At 38.4% G+C, this 15,606-nt stretch carries 17 protein-coding genes; 10 read left to right on the top strand and 7 right to left on the bottom strand.

Annotated elements, in window-relative coordinates; all coding sequences use genetic code 11:
• Positions 1 to 17 precede the first annotated feature (17 nt).
• The 5 genes from GN157_RS17815 to rpmH form a co-directional block, all read right to left on the bottom strand.
• A complete protein-coding gene (locus GN157_RS17815; protein WP_197429405.1) occupies positions 18 to 599 on the bottom strand; it encodes a T9SS type A sorting domain-containing protein in 582 nt (193 codons plus the stop codon).
• A gap of 146 nt (positions 600 to 745) precedes the next feature.
• A complete protein-coding gene (locus GN157_RS06015) occupies positions 746 to 1,717 on the bottom strand; it encodes an ion channel (protein ID WP_157482192.1) in 972 nt (323 codons plus the stop codon).
• A gap of 109 nt (positions 1,718 to 1,826) precedes the next feature.
• Entirely contained in the window at positions 1,827 to 3,869 is a 2,043-nt protein-coding gene (locus tag GN157_RS06010; protein WP_157482191.1) for a CotH kinase family protein, read from the bottom strand.
• Positions 3,870 to 4,029: 160 nt separating this feature from the next.
• Positions 4,030 to 6,882 carry a carbamoyl-phosphate synthase large subunit gene (carB, locus tag GN157_RS06005; RefSeq protein ID WP_157482190.1) on the bottom strand — a complete coding sequence of 951 codons (2,853 nt, stop codon included), beginning with the start codon at positions 6,880 to 6,882 and terminating at the stop codon, positions 4,030 to 4,032.
• Positions 6,883 to 7,054: 172 nt separating this feature from the next.
• Positions 7,055 to 7,216, bottom strand: coding sequence for a 50S ribosomal protein L34 (rpmH, locus tag GN157_RS06000; protein WP_026979292.1), 162 nt, complete (start codon positions 7,214 to 7,216; stop codon positions 7,055 to 7,057).
• Positions 7,217 to 7,385: 169 nt separating this feature from the next.
• Here rpmH and GN157_RS05995 point away from each other — a divergent pair, with 169 nt between their 5' ends.
• From GN157_RS05995 to GN157_RS05975, 5 genes are all read left to right on the top strand, one after another.
• Positions 7,386 to 7,925, top strand: coding sequence for a hypothetical protein (locus GN157_RS05995; protein WP_035130507.1), 540 nt, complete (start codon positions 7,386 to 7,388; stop codon positions 7,923 to 7,925).
• 93 nt (positions 7,926 to 8,018) lie between these two features.
• The gene (locus tag GN157_RS05990; protein ID WP_157482189.1) at positions 8,019 to 8,480 is read left to right on the top strand and encodes a GyrI-like domain-containing protein; all 462 of its coding nucleotides are present in this window, start codon (positions 8,019 to 8,021) and stop codon (positions 8,478 to 8,480) included.
• Positions 8,481 to 8,487: 7 nt separating this feature from the next.
• Complete coding sequence (locus tag GN157_RS05985; RefSeq protein WP_317163507.1) at positions 8,488 to 9,009, top strand: Crp/Fnr family transcriptional regulator; 522 nt, start codon at positions 8,488 to 8,490, stop codon at positions 9,007 to 9,009.
• Positions 9,010 to 9,077: 68 nt separating this feature from the next.
• Entirely contained in the window at positions 9,078 to 10,037 is a 960-nt protein-coding gene (locus tag GN157_RS05980) for a quinone oxidoreductase family protein (protein ID WP_157482188.1), read from the top strand.
• 119 nt (positions 10,038 to 10,156) lie between these two features.
• On the top strand, positions 10,157 to 10,855 hold the full coding sequence (locus tag GN157_RS05975; RefSeq protein WP_035130501.1) for a TlpA family protein disulfide reductase: 699 nt from the start codon (positions 10,157 to 10,159) through the stop codon (positions 10,853 to 10,855).
• A 26-nt stretch (positions 10,856 to 10,881) separates the two neighbouring features.
• Here GN157_RS05975 and GN157_RS05970 read toward each other — a convergent pair whose 3' ends face one another.
• Positions 10,882 to 11,787 (bottom strand): lytic transglycosylase domain-containing protein, encoded by a 906-nt coding sequence (locus GN157_RS05970; RefSeq protein ID WP_157482187.1) that lies wholly within the window; start codon positions 11,785 to 11,787, stop codon positions 10,882 to 10,884.
• A gap of 48 nt (positions 11,788 to 11,835) precedes the next feature.
• Positions 11,836 to 12,504 carry an alpha/beta hydrolase gene (locus tag GN157_RS05965; protein WP_157482186.1) on the bottom strand — a complete coding sequence of 223 codons (669 nt, stop codon included), beginning with the start codon at positions 12,502 to 12,504 and terminating at the stop codon, positions 11,836 to 11,838.
• Between the two features lie 118 nt (positions 12,505 to 12,622).
• Between GN157_RS05965 and GN157_RS05960 the strand changes: the two genes are divergently transcribed.
• The 5 genes from GN157_RS05960 to GN157_RS05940 are packed head-to-tail and all read left to right on the top strand — an operon-like array spanning position 12,623 to position 15,589.
• Positions 12,623 to 13,345 (top strand): pirin family protein, encoded by a 723-nt coding sequence (locus GN157_RS05960; RefSeq protein WP_157482185.1) that lies wholly within the window; start codon positions 12,623 to 12,625, stop codon positions 13,343 to 13,345.
• A 5-nt stretch (positions 13,346 to 13,350) separates the two neighbouring features.
• Positions 13,351 to 13,638, top strand: coding sequence for a GNAT family N-acetyltransferase (locus GN157_RS05955; RefSeq protein ID WP_157482184.1), 288 nt, complete (start codon positions 13,351 to 13,353; stop codon positions 13,636 to 13,638).
• Between the two features lie 19 nt (positions 13,639 to 13,657).
• A complete protein-coding gene (locus tag GN157_RS05950) occupies positions 13,658 to 14,374 on the top strand; it encodes a 3-ketoacyl-ACP reductase (RefSeq protein WP_157482183.1) in 717 nt (238 codons plus the stop codon).
• Positions 14,375 to 14,380: 6 nt separating this feature from the next.
• Positions 14,381 to 15,016, top strand: coding sequence for a class I SAM-dependent methyltransferase (locus GN157_RS05945; RefSeq protein ID WP_157482182.1), 636 nt, complete (start codon positions 14,381 to 14,383; stop codon positions 15,014 to 15,016).
• A 39-nt stretch (positions 15,017 to 15,055) separates the two neighbouring features.
• The gene (locus GN157_RS05940; RefSeq protein WP_157482181.1) at positions 15,056 to 15,589 is read left to right on the top strand and encodes a DMP19 family protein; all 534 of its coding nucleotides are present in this window, start codon (positions 15,056 to 15,058) and stop codon (positions 15,587 to 15,589) included.
• The last annotated feature ends 17 nt before the right edge of the window (positions 15,590 to 15,606 follow it).

Below are 15,606 nucleotides of genomic sequence, written 5' to 3'. Positions count from 1 at the left end.
AAAACTGATATTTTAAATTATTGCTTAACTACTGATATGGTTTTAGTTTGCCCTGAAACTGTAACCTTAACGAAATAAGTACCGGCATTGTAGTTTTGCATATAAATTTTGCTGTTTGAATTACCCGCATTATCAGCTGTCATTACAAGCTTACCACTCATATCATATACCGTGATATTATCTATAACATCTGCTGCATTTATAGTTAAAATATCAGTAGTTGGGTTTGGGTAATATTCAAATGTTACTTTACTAACATCGTTAACACCTAAAACCTCTTCTACGGTAATAGTACCATTCATTCCGGGGTGAACATTACACTGGTAGGTATTAGCTCCTATCTCAGTAAAAGTATAACTGTAGGTTTCTCCAACACCAGAAATAGTACCACTATCAAAAGTCTCTGTACTGCCGGCTGTAGAACTAACCGTATGTGGCAGGGTATCACTCCATGTCCACTCTACTGTATCTCCCTGATCTATGGTTAATGAAGCATCCTGATTGCTGATACCCATAGCCCAGTTATCAATATGGTGAGTAGTTTGTGCCGAAAGGCCAATTGTTGCAAATAATGCTGATAAAAGTAAAATTCTTTTCATACGTTTTGCTTTAGGTTGTTAAAACTTAATTTACTGTAGTTTATATTATAACTTAATTTACCTCTACAAAGTAACTTTATAAAAACCTAAAACGTTTTACCTATTTAGTATACGACAGAAAAGACTTAGTAAATAACCAATTTGATTTAGTATTTGTTTAATTCCATTTTATTAAACTTATTGATCTTATCAAGATGCAGTACAGTTGTAGTATTATCGTCGTTCTCGTTGTACATAATCTCAAATTTAGCTCCATACACTATCTCATCAAACAAATAAGATGTAGTGGTTGCCACAGTAGAACTGAACAAATCATCAAATGTCTTAATGTAAACTATAATTTCACCTTCTGCACCGGCAAAATCATCTTTGGTAAAACCATAAAACGGACTATTCTCATCTATAGGATGCACCAGTGTCCAGCTTAAGGTAAGCGAATTGATTTTTTGTAATTCAAGATTAAGGGTATAAAACTTAGTAACCATAATACCATTCTCATTAACACTCATACCCATTGTCATACGGGCCTCAGCATCTATAAGATTAGTGTTCTTAAATGGTGCCAGCCTTACCATAAGGGCATTTATATTTTTATATGGAGTGATAAGTGCATTTTGAGAAAACCTTAAAAAAGCCTTTGGCCTACTAAAGCGACCATAAAACAAACCTGTAGCAATGGCAAAGCTAAGCAGCCCGGTTAAAGCCTCGGTAGCAGCGAGAGCACTGGTAAAAAATCCGTTTGGACTAATATGCCCGTACCCCACAGTAGTAAAGGTTTGCGCACTAAAAAAATAAGCCTTACCAAATTTAGCCCATTCACTACCTATATTCCCTACTCCGTCAAGATACTCTAATCCTATTATATAATACAAGCTGGCGAATATAAAGTTTATACCTGCATAAAAAGTAAAAAGCACTGCTATAAACTTCCAGCCGCTCATGTTAAGCATCATGTGATACCAACTAATACGGTTTAAAAATGAGATTCCTCTTTTCTCAATATTAGCCGTACCGTCTTTATTAATAAAGCGTCCGCCATAAGACGATGGGTTACTGCTAAATCCGGTATTGCTGTCAGTCTTCGCTTTTGTATTTATTATTCCTTTAAAAACATTCATTGGGCTATGGTAAAATTGATTTATCAAATATAAAGATTCATTTTTTCATTAATAAAATAAAAAGTCCGCCTTTACAAGCGGACTTCCCTAAACATATATGGATTAAAACTTACTGTTTAATCACTTTTTTACTGGCTGTTCCATAAGCTGTGGTAATAGTAACAATATAGATGCCCAACTGATACTGGCTAAAATCTACCTCTATATTAACACCGTTTGTATTCATTGCTTTAATCTGTTTGCCGTAAACATCATAAACAGCAACAGCATCAATATTTTCGGCTGCCTGGATAGTAAGTACATTATTTACAGGGTTAGGATACAATATAAGCTGCGAAGCCATAACATAATCTGAAACCGAAAGCGAGCTTTCCTCAACTGCTGTCCAGCTTGACGCTAAACTGTTATCTAACGAAATATCTGTAAGCAGTAGGTAACTTCCGTTTCCATCGGCATCCGGCCACGGACTATCATCTTCATATTCAACATCGTCAATAACATTTCCAAAACCATCGGCAAGTACCAGTCGCTGCGTACTGTTAGACAGGTTACGCTCAAACTTACCATAAGGAGCAAAACCATATCTTGCTTCAAAAACTTCAGGATTACTGGCGATAAATATCCCCTGTCCTGCTTCCAATGTGGCATTTACCGGGAACTGATATGAAATACCCAATTCACGCAGATACACCCCTGTAAGATTTACAGTTTCGTTGCCCGTATTTTTAATTTCTATAAATTCCTGATCGTCAGACTCCGGAAATTCATCCGACTCTCCCGGATGGTAATTTATCCTGTTTATAACCAACTGTGGCAAATCAGGGTCATTACAGGCTGTAAATGTCCCTACATGATCTGTCATCCAGTTAATCCTATCGGCAATAAAAGCTTTAAGCGCAGTAATCTCTGCTGCATGGTTAGGCACAGTACCCCAGCGTTGCTGTTCCCTAGCTGCTGCTTCGCTAATAAGGTCTACCGTTTCATCTATGTAATTGCTTAGACTATCATAATTTAAAACATTACCGGTAGCGGTAAGCGAATTCCAGCGTTTAGAGAGGTAACATTTAAACTCGGTATTGGCAAATAACTGTTTCCAAAAACGTGGCCCTTCATTATCGCCGTTATCAAACTGCCAAATATCGGTATGACTTCTGTCTCCAAACTCATCATGACCAAAGCTCAGGTTAAAGTCCCACACAGGCCCTGCCCTTAGCTTACCTCCCCTGTCTTTGTGAAAATAAGTGCTTATCTGGTAAGCATCCACATTTGAAGAAAGCTCGTTCAATATCATAAAATCAACAAAAGTAGGCACATCAATTACAGAAGGATATCCCGTAATCAAATCAGAATCACTATTGTTAGCTGCCGTTTCCAGAGCCGTAAACTGTGAATGTATATAAGTATCCTGCTCTACGGTAACATCTTCCGGTTTAGGAAGCGCATGGATAAAATCGGTACTTTGTGCGTCAGACTGCATTACCCATGCCACAGGGTCGCCCCCTGTAGTTTTATCGGCTTTGGTAATATAACCTCCGGTTAGATTAGTGCCCGATATATCGCCTTCACTTATATCTTCAATATTAATCCTTTTAGAATCGTCTTTTAGTTTCTCCTGTAACACATACAATCCGCGGTAATTACCATCTATCACTACTTCACAATATTGTGTACGCGATGCATACTGCCCCATTTGGCGGGACATGTTATATACAAGGTAATCCCTCATAAGAGTTGCATCAAACGCCAGTCCGTTTAATATCCAGTCGTTTTCACTAGGCATGCCCAGTATACTTACATTCTGTTTATCTCCATTAGCATCATAAGTTGTCCAGCCATATTGCTTTTTAGGAAGATTTTGAGAAGTAGAACCTCTTAATTCAATTTTAATACGGGCATCATAATCCAGAAAATCGGCATTATCCTGATCGGTCATATAGTTACGGGTACCGTCGGGATGAAAAATAATTTTCATATCGGCCCATACTTTAGGTTCATCCGGTATGTCTGTCGGTTGTCCGGTGTCGGGGTTAATATCGGTATTAATAATAACGATAGGAAGGTTACTGTCTGTAAAAGTAACCTGGGCAAATGCCATTGCGGGCAGCAATAGCACAAAAGCAAATAAATGCTTGAGCGTAATTTTTAAATTCATGTTTTAACTAGTTGGTTTCGTGTATTTTTAACAAATATATCATAATAACTTAACCACAATTAAACACTCGAATTATTTCTACAAAAAAGCAGTGGTAAAAAAGGCGACATTCAATAAAAAAGCCCGCTAAAAGCGGGCTTTTAATATATTAAGCTAATAATTATCTGCTCAAGTACATTTTCCTTCTTGAGTACAGTTCATAAAACTGATCGTCTTTAAGATCTTCAATGAACAGGATGCTTTCACCTGTAGACTTCATTTCAGGCCCAAGTTTTTTGTTTACACCAGGAAACTTGTTGAAAGAGAATACCGGTTGTTTGATAGCATATCCGTTAAGCTGAGGGTTGAAAGTAAAGTCTTTTACTTTTTTCTCTCCAAGCATAACTTTAGTTGCATAGTTTACATAAGGCTCACCGTAAGCTTTTGCGATAAACGGAACCGTTCTCGATGCTCTTGGGTTTGCTTCGATAATGTATACTGTATCATCTTTAATAGCAAACTGTATGTTGATTAGACCTACTGTTTTAAGTGCTACTGCAATTTTCTTAGTATGGTCTTTTATCTGTTGCATTACAAACTCTCCAAGGTTAAACGGAGGTAGTGTTGCGTTACTGTCACCAGAGTGTACACCACAAGGCTCAATGTGCTCCATGATACCGATGATGTAAACATCTTCACCATCACAAATCGCATCGGCTTCTGCTTCGATAGCACCATCAAGGTAGTGGTCTAACAAAAGTTTGTTACCCGGGATACTCTTAAGCAGGTCGATAACGTGCTCTTCAAGTTCTTTTTTGTTGATAACGATTTTCATACCCTGACCACCAAGTACGTAAGAAGGTCTTACAAGTAGCGGGAAATCTAGCGTATCTGCAAGTTTAGAAGCCTCTTCTGCACTTTCTGCCACACCAAACTTAGGGAATGGAATTTTAAGATCAGAAAGTAGTTCAGAGAAACGTCCTCTGTCTTCAGCAAGGTCAAGTGCTTCGTAGCTAGTACCTAATATTTTTATACCGTATCTGTCAAGTTTCTCAGCAAGTTTAAGAGCTGTTTGCCCACCAAGCTGTACAATTACACCTTCCGGTTTTTCATGACGGATAATGTCATAAATGTGTTCCCAGAATACAGGCTCAAAGTATAACTTATCAGCCGTATCGAAGTCGGTAGAAACCGTTTCAGGGTTACAGTTAATCATGATTGTTTCATAACCACACTCTGAAGCGGCAAGTACACCGTGTACACAAGAGTAGTCAAACTCAATACCCTGACCAATTCTGTTAGGTCCTGATCCAAGTACAATAACCTTTTTCTTATCTGTTACAGCACTTTCATTGTCTACAAATCTTGTACCGTCTGCCTTTTGGATTTCAGCTTCAAACGTTGAGTAGTAGTAAGGCGTTCTTGCCTTAAACTCTGCCGCACAGGTATCAACCAGTTTATAAACACGGTTAACTCCCATATCGTTACGCTTGTTGTAAACTTCACTCTCAAGACATCCTACCATGTGAGCAATTTGTCTGTCTGCAAAACCTTTTTGTTTCGCTTCAAGAAGAAGCTCTTTCGGTAACGTATCTATAGTATAGGTAGAAATTTCTTTCTCCAGGATGTAAAGCTCCTCATATTGTTTAAGGAACCACATATCGATATTAGTAATCTCGTTGATTCGGCTTAACGGAATACCCATCTGGATTGCATCATAGATTACGAATACTCTATCCCAGCTGGCATGAGTAAGTTTATCTATAATCTGCTCGTAGTTAGTATATCCTTTACCGTCGGCACCAAGACCGTTTCTCTTAATTTCAAGAGACTGTGTAGCTTTGTGAAGTGCTTCCTGGAATGAACGACCAATACCCATAACCTCACCTACTGATTTCATTTGAAGACCAAGTCTTCTGTCAGCACCGTCAAACTTATCAAAGTTCCAACGAGGTATTTTTACGATTACGTAGTCAAGTGTTGGCTCAAAGTAAGCTGAAGTTGACTTGGTAATCTGGTTCATTAGTTCGTCAAGGTGATAACCTAAAGCCAGTTTAGAAGCGATTTTTGCAATTGGGTAACCTGTTGCTTTTGAAGCCAGTGCAGATGAACGTGATACACGAGGGTTAATCTCAATAGCCACGATATCTTCTTTCTCATCAGGGCTTACGGCAAACTGCACGTTACAACCACCCGCAAAGTTACCTATACTTCTCATCATCTTGATTGCCATATCCCTCATTCTCTGATAAGTACTATCAGAAAGGGTCATAGCCGGAGCAACAGTAATACTGTCTCCTGTGTGGATACCCATTGGGTCCATGTTCTCAATAGAACAGATGATAACTACATTGTCATTTTTATCACGAAGAAGCTCAAGCTCATACTCTTTCCATCCGAAAAGTGCTTTATCAATAAGAACCTCGTGTATTGGTGAAGCTTCAAGACCGCGTGTAAGCAGTTCATCAAACTCCTCTTCTTTATATACGAAAGCTGCACCTGTACCACCCAGTGTAAATGAAGGGCGAATTACAAGCGGGAATCCAAACTCCTGTGCAATTTCTTTACCTTTAAGGAAAGAGTTTGCTGTTTTAGCCGGAGCTGCAGGAATCTCAATTCTTTCAAGAAGCTGTTTAAATTGCTCCCTGTCTTCTGTAATGTTGATTGCGTTAATATCTACACCTATCAGCCTTACATTAAAATCTTCCCAAATCCCTTTTTCCTCTGCCTCAAGACAAAGGTTAAGAGCTGTTTGACCTCCCATTGTCGGCAATACAGCATCGATATTCGGGTGAGCCTTTAAAATTTCAATAATAGATTTAGTGTTAAGAGGCTTAAGGTACACATGATCGGCCATAGATGGGTCGGTCATGATTGTTGCAGGATTAGAGTTAATCAGGATAACCTCAATCCCTTCTTCCTTTAAAGATCGTGCTGCCTGTGATCCGGCATAGTCAAATTCGCAGGCCTGTCCGATGATAATTGGACCCGAACCTATAATTAAAACTGATTTAATAGAAGTGTCTTTCGGCATTGTATATATTAAGTAGTTGTAGTTTATAGTTCTCTCCTTGAGAAACTTTGCAAAGTTACTATTTATATTTTAAAAAAATCCCCCTGCATTTGGGGGCAAAATTTTACTTAGGCATAAAAAAAGGCGTTACCCTTAAAAAGTAACACCTTTATATATGTTCTAAATACAAACATTATTTCTTATGTCTTGGTTCGCTGGACACAGTTAATTTATGTCTTCCTTTAGCTCTTCTGCGAGCAAGCACTTTTCTACCGTTGGCAGAAGCCATTCTTTCCATGAAACCGTGCTTATTTCTTCTTTTTCTCTTTGATGGTTGAAACGTTCTCTTACTCATTGTAATGTATCTTTAAATCTTTATTGAAATATCTTCTCGAGCTTTCAGAAATCTGATATCCTAAAACCGCGTGCAAATATACGAAGACTTTTTTTTCCTGCAAGTAGTTTTATAAAATTATTTTTAATTCATTTTCTTACCTTTGCAGTCACAAAATTAAAAAAATATCATGTTCAACAAAAACATTAAGCTGGTAATTACAGCCCTGTTAATTTTTACTGCTGTATGGCAGTTCACCGAAAAGAATATAGGTAACGGTATTTTCCTTATTTTACTTTCGTTGATTTTTGTGTTATTATACTTCAAAAACGAAATAATAATTTTAGCTTTCCTTAAACTTAGAAAGCAGGATTTTGACGGAGCTAAAAAATGGCTGGATAAAATAAAGAACCCTGAAGCATCTTTAGTAAGAAAACAACAGGGATACTACAACTACCTTAACGGACTTATGGTTTCACAAACAAACCTTAATGCTGCCGAGAAGTACCTTAAAAAAGCTGTTGAGCTTGGACTTAGCATGGATCAGGATCTTGCCATGGCAAAACTTAACCTTGCCGGTATAGCTATGAGTAAAAACAGAAAGATGGAAGCCGAAAAACTTTTGGCAGAAGCTAAAAAACTGGACAAGCAAGGTATGCTGAAAGATCAAATCACTATGATGAAACAGCAAATGAAGCGCGGACCGGTACAGCAAATGAGAAGATATTAAAATCTACACCCATAATATTAAAACCACCCTTTCGGGTGTTTTTTTTTATTTCAATACATTATTTTTACAATCAAATAATATCATCAATCAAAAATGGAAATCAAAAACACATCATTCAAACTGGCAGGGCTAAAGCTCGGCTTTAAAACCACAAACGAAAACAACAAAGCCATGGAAGATTGTGGCGCACTATGGCAACACTTCGGCGGAAGCTTTATTGGTAACAAACTGCCACAAAAACTTAGTAACGATGTTTATGCGGTATACTTTGACTACGAAGGTGACCATACAAATCCCTATGCTTACTTTATAGGATACCGCATTCCGGAAGATGCCGAAATTCCAAGCGGGGTTGACACCATAACCATCCCTTCCCAACACTACGAAACGGTTACCGCAAAAGGACAAATGCCCAATTGTGTAGCCGACACCTGGAGAGAAATATGGAAAAAAGACGACAGCGACAGGGCTTACGGTTTCGACTTTGAGGTTTACGGAGCTAAGGCTGCCGACTGGAATAATGCAGAAATAGATATTTACCTGTCTGTAAAATAACAATACTATCAATACTTTACAACTCATAGCAGCATACGATTTAGAGGAAATAACCGTCCCTCCCAAAACCATTTTACTTAATGAAGGGGAAAAATCGCATGCTGTTTATTTTGTAAAGTCGGGCTGTTTAAGGATGTGGTTTAACAATAACGGCAACGAAATAACCACTCAGTTCTTTTTTGAAGGAAAAGCAATCGCTTCTATGGAGAGCCTTTTAAAAAATGAAAAAAGTGATTTCACTCTCGAGTCCATTGAACAATGCACTTTGTTTGTAATGCCTAAAAATCAGTTTAAGGAATTACTGGAATGCGATACCGAGTTTAAAAAGTGGTTTGACCAACTTATCCTAAATCGGTTTTTCTACTACTCCAAACACCTAATAACTTATTTAAAAGATAAACCACAGGACAGGTACAACGAGTTATTAGAAAAACACCCTCATATCTTACAGCGCGTACCTCAGCACTATATCGCCTCTTATTTAGGCATCACCCCGGTTTCCCTAAGCCGCATACGAAATCGCAAATAACCCATTTCTTAACAATTGTTATCGCCAACCATTAGCAATACTGCGAACTTTGCTTAAAAATAATAAACATGAAAGCAGCAGTATTATATGAACTGGGAACACTACCTAAGTACGACAATTTAGAAGTCCCAACCCCACAAAACGACAATGATGTTTTAATGATTGTAAAAGCAGCATCCATAAAACAGCTTGACAGAATGAAAGCAGCAGGCAAACATTATACCTCCTACCCTTCCCTACCTACAGCCGTTGGAATAGACGGAGCCGGTATACTTGAAAACGGCACCCGCATTTACGCCTGGGGCAAAACAGGAATGATTGCCGAAAAAGCACTTGTAATTAAAAACCAGTGGACAGTTTTACCTGATAGTATAGATTATGAAACCGCAGCTGTTTTACCCAATGCATTATTAGGGTCGGACGCGGCATTACTATACAGAGGCAACATACAACCGGGACACACTGTATTGATTAACGGAGCCACCGGCGTTACAGGGAAAATAGCAGTACAAATGGCAAAACACCGTGGTGCTGTAAAAGTGATTGCCACAGGCCGTAACGAAAAGATTCTTGAACAATTAAAATCAATGGGAGCCGATATAGTAATTAACCTAAGTAATAATGAAAACGATATTGCAACCCAATTAGAACAAATATGCAAATCTACCCCTATTGATATAGTATTGGATTATTTATGGGGATCTCCGCTCGAAACAATAATCAAGGTAATAGGTAAAATGCCTCCACATAAAACCAAAATAGTAACAGTTGGGCAAATGGCAGGTGCAAATATTAACCTCCCTTCCTCAGTATTACGCAGCACACAAATAGAAATAGCAGGCTCAGGTATTGGCAGTATCTCCCCAAAGGAACTTAATGATTATATGCAAAAAGTAGTACCACAAGCTTTCCAACTGGCATCAGAAGGCAAGCTCACAATAGATTTTGAAACTGTAGAATTAAAGGATATCGAAAAAATATGGAACGAAAAAGAGCCTCCGGGATCTCGTTTTGTAGTCAAAATTTAACACGTATACTCTTAAACCTGTAGTTCAGCTGATTTTTATGCCGTTTGCACATTCTCGTTAACAAAATATGTTTTTAGGTAAATTTTAACTATTTTTATACAATAAAATAGTTAAAATTTATGAAAAGAATATTACTACTTGCAGTAATCATACTTTTCCCGCTCCTGTTACACAGTCAGAGCGATAGTCTCTATTTTTCTGATGCCATCAAAATAGACCTTAAAAAGTACAAAAGAGAAAGTGCACTAGCCTACCGCAAAGGTGATTTTGAAAAGGGAAAATTCCTTTTTGACTCACTGGTAGAAAACAGACTTGTAGGCACACGGTTTGATGAGTTTGTTTTCAAAAAAGTACGTGGCGGAAAACTAAAGCTAAACAAAATCAAGAAGCCTATTGTATTAATAACCTATGCTTCATGGTGTGTTACAAGCCCCGGAGAAATTCCTGCTTTAAACAAGCTAGCAAAAAAATACGGACGGGATGTACAGTTTGTAGTTGTTTTTTGGAACAAAAGGCGCGATATGAAAAAAGTTGCCCGCAAGTTTAGCCATAATGTTATCGTTTGCTATGCCCATGAGACTTACAAACACGACGAATCGGCCATTGCATCCATCAAGCACACCTTGGGCTTCCCAACCAGTTTTTATCTTGATGACACTAAAAAAATTGTCGACATAAGGCGATGCGGCATTAAGCTATCACCTAAAAGAACTACTTACAGAAAAGCCTACGCACTAAACTACAACGCTTACCTTGACGGATTATCGACCATAATAATGGGCAAGGAACTTAAAAAAGAATCACTTGCAGGAAAATAAAAAAGGCGCCATTGGCGCCTTTTCTTTTAATACCCTTCGGTAGGGATATCTACAATATATTTTTTTCCGCTTTTTACATCGAGTTTCCTGTCTCGCATCCACGGGTTGTGCAGTTTAAGCACTTTATAGTTAATACCCTGCTCTTTAGCAAAAACAGCCAAATCAGGAATTGAAGAAGTTACCTCTACCTGCCTTACCGGAATTACCGGATACATATCACTTGGCAGCAACCTGAAATTATACTTCAACGGATCACTCATAATCTCTTTAAGCGCCAGTATCCTGAAAACATAACGTGATGTTTCTTCTGTAAGTAACAGGTCATAGTAGTTATCTGCCTGCTGAAAATCAATTTGCCTGCTCACACCGGCAACACCACCATTGTAAGAAGCCGCAGCAAGTGTCCACGAACCCAGTCTGGCTTTCGCAGAAACCAAGTATCTACAAGCCGCCTCTGTAGACTTTTCAAGATGGTAACGCTCGTCTACATAATCGTTTATTTCTAAATCATACTCACGCCCTGTAGCCGGCATAAATTGCCACACCCCTCTTGCGCCTGCAGGAGAAACCGCATTTACCAGTCCGCTTTCAATAACCGCCAGATATTTAAAATCATCCGGCACACCATATTTTTTCAATATAGGCTCAATTACAGGGAAAGCCCTGTAAGCTCTTTTAATAACCAACTGGGTAGAAGCATGCAGATTGGCATTAACCATAAGCTCCCTGTCCAGTCTTTCATGAACATCAATAATATTTAAAGGCACAGCTTCACCGGCAAAATCTGCCTGAGCCGGAAAAGGATATACAAACTCAGTAGCAGTTTCCTGCGGTACTGATTTTTCTGTCTTATTATCTGTTGCGGTATGTATGGCCGCCCCTCCCACTACTATCACCGAAGCTATAACTCCGGCTTTCTTCATCCAGTCCATTTTAGTTAGTTTTATATTGTTTTTAATTATTAAGTAAAATTACAAAAATCATTCCTTTTCTCCTTCAATAAGGCGGGGCAGGTTTTCGTTAAGCCACTTATATTTATTTACAATCATAATATGTGTACCGCCTTTAACAGGTATAAAATTATGAATGTAATGAGCAGGGAAAACCTCATCGGCAGTACCGTGTACATGCACTACCTTTTCATCTATCTCTGTCCTGCTCCATGTTATTACAGTTTCAAACGCCCAATCGAGATATTTCTTATCCCTAAATGACATATATTTTTCATACAAATTAAGTTTTCTGGTAATCATATTATTACCAAAAGAAACTTTAGCGAGCCAGTCTACCTTTTGCATAAGCGTAGTAGGAAATACTCTGTAAGCTCTAGTCATTTTTGCAAAACGCATTCGTCTCGGAAACTGAAGGCTCGACCTAACGCTCGATATAATAATCACTTTCCTTGCATTAATAATTCTCGAAATTTCCTGTACCAGTATTCCGCCAAAAGACACTCCAATAAGCACCGGGTTTTCGTGTTTTATATTGGCAGCCACTCTTTTAGCATAATCGGTAAGTGGCTCATGTGGCTCCGGCATTATCCACTCTAAGTAATACATTTCGAACCTGTCTTCAGGCAGTTTTATGTTTTCAAAAATCTTTGGACTTGCAGCCAGTCCGGGCATAAAATATACAGGAATCTTCTCCATTCATTGAGTTTTAACGCTTAAATAACCCCGTTTATCAAATTTTATTACGAAATTTGTATAAAATTAAAGTTTTTATCCATTCACCGGAGTACACACCGTTTTAATTTATCAATAATTTATGAGGCATAGGCTTTTTCCGAAAAACAAAAGAGGAACTGCAAATCATGGCTGGCTAAAAGCCAACTTCTCTTTTTCTTTTGGCAACTATTATAATCCTGATATGGTTCAGTTTGGTATGTTACGCGTATTGAACGACGATACTATTGCAGGAGGTACCGGATTTGGCACCCACCCTCATGATAATATGGAAATTATAACCATTCCGCTTGAAGGTGGGCTTACCCATAGAGACAGTATGGGTAACCAGGAAACCGTAAGGTTTGGCGAAGTGCAGGTTATGAGCGCAGGAACCGGTATACAGCATAGCGAAATGAATGCAAGTGAGACCGAAGAAGCCAAAACACTGCAATTATGGATTTTTCCCGAAAAAGATAATGTTACTCCCCGTTACGACCAAAAGGGGTTTAATTTGGAAGCCAATAAAAATTCATTTGTTACAGTGGTGTCGCCAGAGGATAAAAACGACGGAAATGCATTATGGATTTACCAACAGGCATTTTTAAGCCTGGGCATTTTTGAGGCCGGCACAACCATTACTTATGATTTGAAAATCCCCGAAAACGGAGTATATCTTTTTCTTATAGAAGGAGAAATTGAAATTAATAATGAAACCATTAGGGAGCGTGATGCCTATGGTATTGTAGAGTTTGAAAACTTTGAAATCAAAACAAACAAGCAGTCCAAGATACTGGTAATCGAGGTTCCCATGAAGTTTAACTAAAAGCCATGGAAATTAAAGACAACGAATTCTCAAGACAATTTGAAACAACGGTAAACGACAACATGATGTCAGTTGAATATTCCAGACAGGAACGCAAAATTTTCCTAACGAAAATTAACGTGCCGGAAGGAATTGATGAAGATGATGAGATTGTTTCAGATTTTTTAAAAGAAATCTTAGCGATTGCTGAAGAAAAAAGATTGAGGGTAGTACCTACATATCCAAAAATTGCAGCTTTTTTCAAAAAGAACCCGGGGTACAAGGAAATGCTTCCTCCAGGAATAAGGATCTAAACATCTATTAACTAATATAATGCAAAACTTAAACAACAGGAATGCGCTTATTACAGGTGCAGGGAAAGGTATTGGCAAAGCTGTAGCACTTGCTCTGGCTGCCGAAGGGGTAAATGTAGCCTTATTGGCACGCACTAAAACCGACTTAGAGCAGGTAGCTAAAGAAATTGAGCCTTATGGTGTAAAAACGGTTATAGTTACTGCCGATATTGCCGATATCGACTCGGTTAACCAAGCGGTAAATACTGTACTTGGTGAATTCAAAACTATAGATATTCTTATAAACAATGCAGGTATAGGCAAATTTGGTAAATTCCTTGACCTGGCTCCTCAGGATTTTGAGAATATCATTAAAGTAAATCTTTTCGGTATTTATTATGCTACAAGAGCAGTACTACCGGGCATGATTGAACAACAGGGCGGAGACATTATTAACATCTCCTCTACCGCAGGGCTTAAAGGTGCTGCAATAACAAGTGCCTATAGCGCTTCTAAGTTTGCTGTAATGGGATTAACCGAATCCCTTATGCAGGAAGTACGCAAACACAACATTAGAGTAACTGCACTTACACCAAGTACAGTTGCTACTGACATGGCAATTAACCTGAACCTTACAGACGGTAATCCTGAAAAAGTAATGCAGGCTGAAGATATAGCCGAGGTTATTGTTGCTCAGCTTAAACTAAACCGCAGGGTATTTATCAAGGAAAGCGGAATTTGGTCTACTAATCCTTAACAATATATGGAAAGCCTTTACTGCCCGTTATGCAACGGTACATCTAAAAGCTTTTATACACATGGGCAAAGGGAGTTTTTACAATGCTCCCTTTGCCTTTCTGTTTTTCTGCACCCAAAGAACTATTTAACTACAGAGCAGGAAGAAGCACACTATAAACACCACAATAACAACCCGGAAGATACAGGTTACCAAAACTTTGTTAGCCCTGCTACCAATGCTGTACTAAGGGATTTTACTCCCCAACACAGCGGACTCGATTTTGGATCGGGTACCGGGTCGCCCATAGTTAAGGTTTTACAGGATAACAAATATAGCATTGAACAATACGACCTGTTTTTCCACAACAACCCTGCACTACTCCAAAAACAATATGACTATATAACCTGTACCGAAGTAGCCGAGCATTTTAAAAAACCGCTCAAAGAGTTTGAACTCCTTAATAGCCTCCTACTCCCTAACGGAAAACTCTACCTTATGACCGACCTGTTTGATGAGGCAAGGGATTTTGGCAACTGGTATTATAAAAACGATCATACTCATGTTTTTATATACCATCGCAATGCCTTAGAATGGATTAGAGAAAAACTGCAGTTCAAAAAGTTAACCATAGAAAAAAGACTCATAACACTGGAGTTATAACTAATTGTTACTTTTGCAGTAAATAACACATAGACACTTATGAAATTTGATAAAATAATTGTTTCCGAAAGCGCTTTTAACAGCGAGGACACTAACGCCATATTAAACTCTAACATTGCCGTAATCAACCTGCTTCGTGAAGAAGGTGTTTCTGACGAGGATATACACCCTGATTCCCTTATAAGCTATTATCTGGATTACTATACTTCAAACGTAAACACTGATGGTTTTGCTAAGTTTGTTTACCACTCGCAGTGGACAGATGATCTTAACGAAGTACTGGAAGAAGGCTTTGAGAAAGTAGGTTCGCAGGCACACCTGGATTACTTCAGGATGCAAACCGAAAAAATAGACTCCCTTACCCGTAAGGAGTTTGACGGTTTTATGAATCAGGAGTTTGGTAAAAGCCCTGTGAAACAAAAAATAGACGACGATACTTATTTTGAAATACCCGAAGCCCTTGTAGCACTTAATGCGCAATGGTTAAGAAACCACCCCGACCTGAAAGTACTTTCTATAGAAGATATGTATGCAGAACTGGAGAAGTTTATCGGTAGAAAAATAGAGCGATAATATAAAAAGCCCTGCTC

The sequence above is a fragment of the Flavobacterium rakeshii genome (assembly GCF_009741375.1).
Classification (GTDB): domain Bacteria; phylum Bacteroidota; class Bacteroidia; order Flavobacteriales; family Flavobacteriaceae; genus Flavobacterium; species Flavobacterium rakeshii.
The sequence above is the reverse complement of the archived record's forward strand: the minus strand, read 5'-3'. Positions and strand labels throughout refer to the sequence as shown.

Bases quoted from the DNA above. Each gene is read 5' to 3' on its own strand.
- GN157_RS17815 (WP_197429405.1), bottom strand. From the start codon at position 599: ATGAAAAGAATTTTACTTTTATCAGCATTATTTGCAACAATTGGCCTT.
- GN157_RS06015 (WP_157482192.1), bottom strand. From the start codon at position 1,717: ATGAATGTTTTTAAAGGAATAATAAATACAAAAGCGAAGACTGACAGC.
- GN157_RS06010 (WP_157482191.1), bottom strand. From the start codon at position 3,869: ATGAATTTAAAAATTACGCTCAAGCATTTATTTGCTTTTGTGCTATTG.
- carB (WP_157482190.1), bottom strand. From the start codon at position 6,882: ATGCCGAAAGACACTTCTATTAAATCAGTTTTAATTATAGGTTCGGGT.
- rpmH (WP_026979292.1), bottom strand. From the start codon at position 7,216: ATGAGTAAGAGAACGTTTCAACCATCAAAGAGAAAAAGAAGAAATAAG.
- GN157_RS05995 (WP_035130507.1), top strand. From the start codon at position 7,386: ATGTTCAACAAAAACATTAAGCTGGTAATTACAGCCCTGTTAATTTTT.
- GN157_RS05990 (WP_157482189.1), top strand. From the start codon at position 8,019: ATGGAAATCAAAAACACATCATTCAAACTGGCAGGGCTAAAGCTCGGC.
- GN157_RS05980 (WP_157482188.1), top strand. From the start codon at position 9,078: ATGAAAGCAGCAGTATTATATGAACTGGGAACACTACCTAAGTACGAC.
- GN157_RS05975 (WP_035130501.1), top strand. From the start codon at position 10,157: ATGAAAAGAATATTACTACTTGCAGTAATCATACTTTTCCCGCTCCTG.
- GN157_RS05970 (WP_157482187.1), bottom strand. From the start codon at position 11,787: ATGGACTGGATGAAGAAAGCCGGAGTTATAGCTTCGGTGATAGTAGTG.
- GN157_RS05965 (WP_157482186.1), bottom strand. From the start codon at position 12,504: ATGGAGAAGATTCCTGTATATTTTATGCCCGGACTGGCTGCAAGTCCA.
- GN157_RS05960 (WP_157482185.1), top strand. From the start codon at position 12,623: ATGAGGCATAGGCTTTTTCCGAAAAACAAAAGAGGAACTGCAAATCAT.
- GN157_RS05955 (WP_157482184.1), top strand. From the start codon at position 13,351: ATGGAAATTAAAGACAACGAATTCTCAAGACAATTTGAAACAACGGTA.
- GN157_RS05950 (WP_157482183.1), top strand. From the start codon at position 13,658: ATGCAAAACTTAAACAACAGGAATGCGCTTATTACAGGTGCAGGGAAA.
- GN157_RS05945 (WP_157482182.1), top strand. From the start codon at position 14,381: ATGGAAAGCCTTTACTGCCCGTTATGCAACGGTACATCTAAAAGCTTT.
- GN157_RS05940 (WP_157482181.1), top strand. From the start codon at position 15,056: ATGAAATTTGATAAAATAATTGTTTCCGAAAGCGCTTTTAACAGCGAG.